Source organism: Parendozoicomonas verongulae, from assembly GCF_009711465.1.
GTDB lineage: Bacteria > Pseudomonadota > Gammaproteobacteria > Pseudomonadales > Endozoicomonadaceae > Sansalvadorimonas > Sansalvadorimonas verongulae.
On the sequence record NZ_SMME01000630.1, the window covers coordinates 194 to 2,332 of the forward strand.

Genomic DNA, 2,139 nt, shown 5'->3' on the forward strand with positions numbered 1-2,139 from the left:
TCGCTGTTGGATTTTTATCTATCAAAAAAGGAAATGGAGGATGAACAGGCTCGACACACTCCATGCAAAGTGCCCTCATCAAACAAGCACATCCGCACAGGAGGGCGCAGTCTCTTTGTCTGTAGGCGAGACGGATGCGACAGAGCGTTTGCCAGTGCCTACAATCGTCACAGACATGACCACATAGCCCACCCCCACCGATGAGCGCTCAGCCAACCATATAGGACCCCATTAGCTGGACAGCTCGCTAAGTTAAGTTTTCTGGCTGCACTGACACAGTTTTTATAAGTACCCGGTAACCACAACGCTCAATATCAAAATAGTCATCAACTGCCCAATCGTTGTTTCAACTCTTCGAGGCTCATAGCAGCCACTGTCTGGTATGTTTTGGCAAACAAATATCAGACAGTAGCCATGCCTGACTCTAGAGGCGAAAAATTACATATCAGTCAACCAAAATAGTCTACCTTTCCTCCCTCCTTCTCCGCATTTCCCTATGGACAAAGAGTGTATTGATGAGTCTTGGAAAATATACAATTCGTTCACTAACCATCCTTTACACTCTGCTATGTCTATGTTGTGCCGTCTCCTTGAATGCTTTTGCAGGAGTAGATAATAAAAGGGCAGAAAACATCAGGCCTGCTACTTCCCTTGAAAATACAGCTTCAAGATCCCAGGCAGTTGGCCTTGGACAAGTTGGGCCTGGTTCTGGCCAGGCAAAAAGAAGAGTGAAGCCAGACAGTGATAATCCTGAAACTGTGAAACTTACAGAACAGTTATCACTGGAAGAACGCCTGGCCACCATCGGTATGGACGATTACGTGATAACTGAAGTTCCCAGAGATAACCACTGCTGGAAACATGTATTGCGCCTCCAGGCTAGCGATTTTTTTGGTTACTCCAAAGGGATAAAGGAGTTATTGCTTAATTATCTGAATGGCTTGACGGGGAAGCAATTCGATATTTTCACGGAGAAACAAAAATCAACTCTGAATCAGGAGCTGCTATCGGATGAACTGCCATCCTTTGATCTTTTGGGGCCATTTTTAGCAACATTGATAAACCGCCCAGTCATAATTGTCCACCTGGAATCATGGAAGAAAGATCTCATTTCTGATCAGGTATTTCATACCTACCGTCCGAAGTCTATAAGTGCTGAAATCACCCCAGCAAAACCAGATGATTCTGTTACGAAGAACGCTATTTGGTTCGGTTGGATTATGAGTGAAAATCACTATCTTTCTTTGAGTCACAAAAAAAATCCATTAACAGCCTGCACAATCTGTCTTGAAGGCTTTCACTGGCAGGAAAAAATACATTCGACTCCCTGTCATCACCTTTTTCACAGTAGTTGCCTCCTGAGTGCTTTAAAAGAGGCTCAGCATTGCCCAGTATGCCGACAGCAGCTACCTGTATACAAATCAATGCGATGCCCAGATGGATGTTCGCTGTTAGATTTCTATCTATCAAAAGAGGAAATGGAGCATGAGCAGGCTCGACACACTCCATGCCCAGAGGGCAGGTCCTTTGCCTGTCTCATCAATCTCATCGAATTCTGGAATACCAACATCTACACAAGTGACTGGCCCTATGTGTGTAATCAGGACGGGTGCCAAAGGTCGTTCATCCAGCCCGCTGCATTCATCGCCCACAGGCGCGCCCACCAAGTCACAGAGGGAAGCCCCTATGCGTGTGATGAGGACGGGTACCAAAGGTTTTTCCTCCATCTCAATGCACTCATCGCCGACAAGCGCGCACATTTGAACTCTCGATGAATATACGCCCACAGTAGATGTAAGAATTTTTCGTCCTATACAACTGATAGGAATAATGAGTTTAACAAAGCATGTGTAGCGATCACCTCTCGTGTTTGTTAAACCGCAGTGGTGTTTACAAATCAATTCCTTCCGATTTGTAATCATTTTTCCAGATCAGGCAGAACACCCAGATAAAGTCTTCGGGGGCATAACAGTCACTGCCTGGTATGTTTTGGCAAACAAATATCAGACAGTAGCCATGCCTGACTCTAGAGACAAAAAGTTACATATCGGGCAATCAAAAATGGTCTGTCTTCCTTCCCCCTCCACATTCCCCTATGGACAAAGAGAATATTGATGAGTCTTGGTAAATATACAATTC

1 protein-coding gene is annotated in these 2,139 nt (G+C 44.9%); it reads left to right on the top strand.

Going from position 1 to position 2,139, the window contains the following annotated elements:
- Positions 1–515: 515 nt before the first annotated feature.
- Entirely contained in the window at positions 516–1,775 is a 1,260-nt protein-coding gene (locus E1189_RS02030) for an RING finger domain-containing protein (RefSeq protein WP_155158410.1), read from the top strand.
- Positions 1,776–2,139 lie beyond the last annotated feature (364 nt).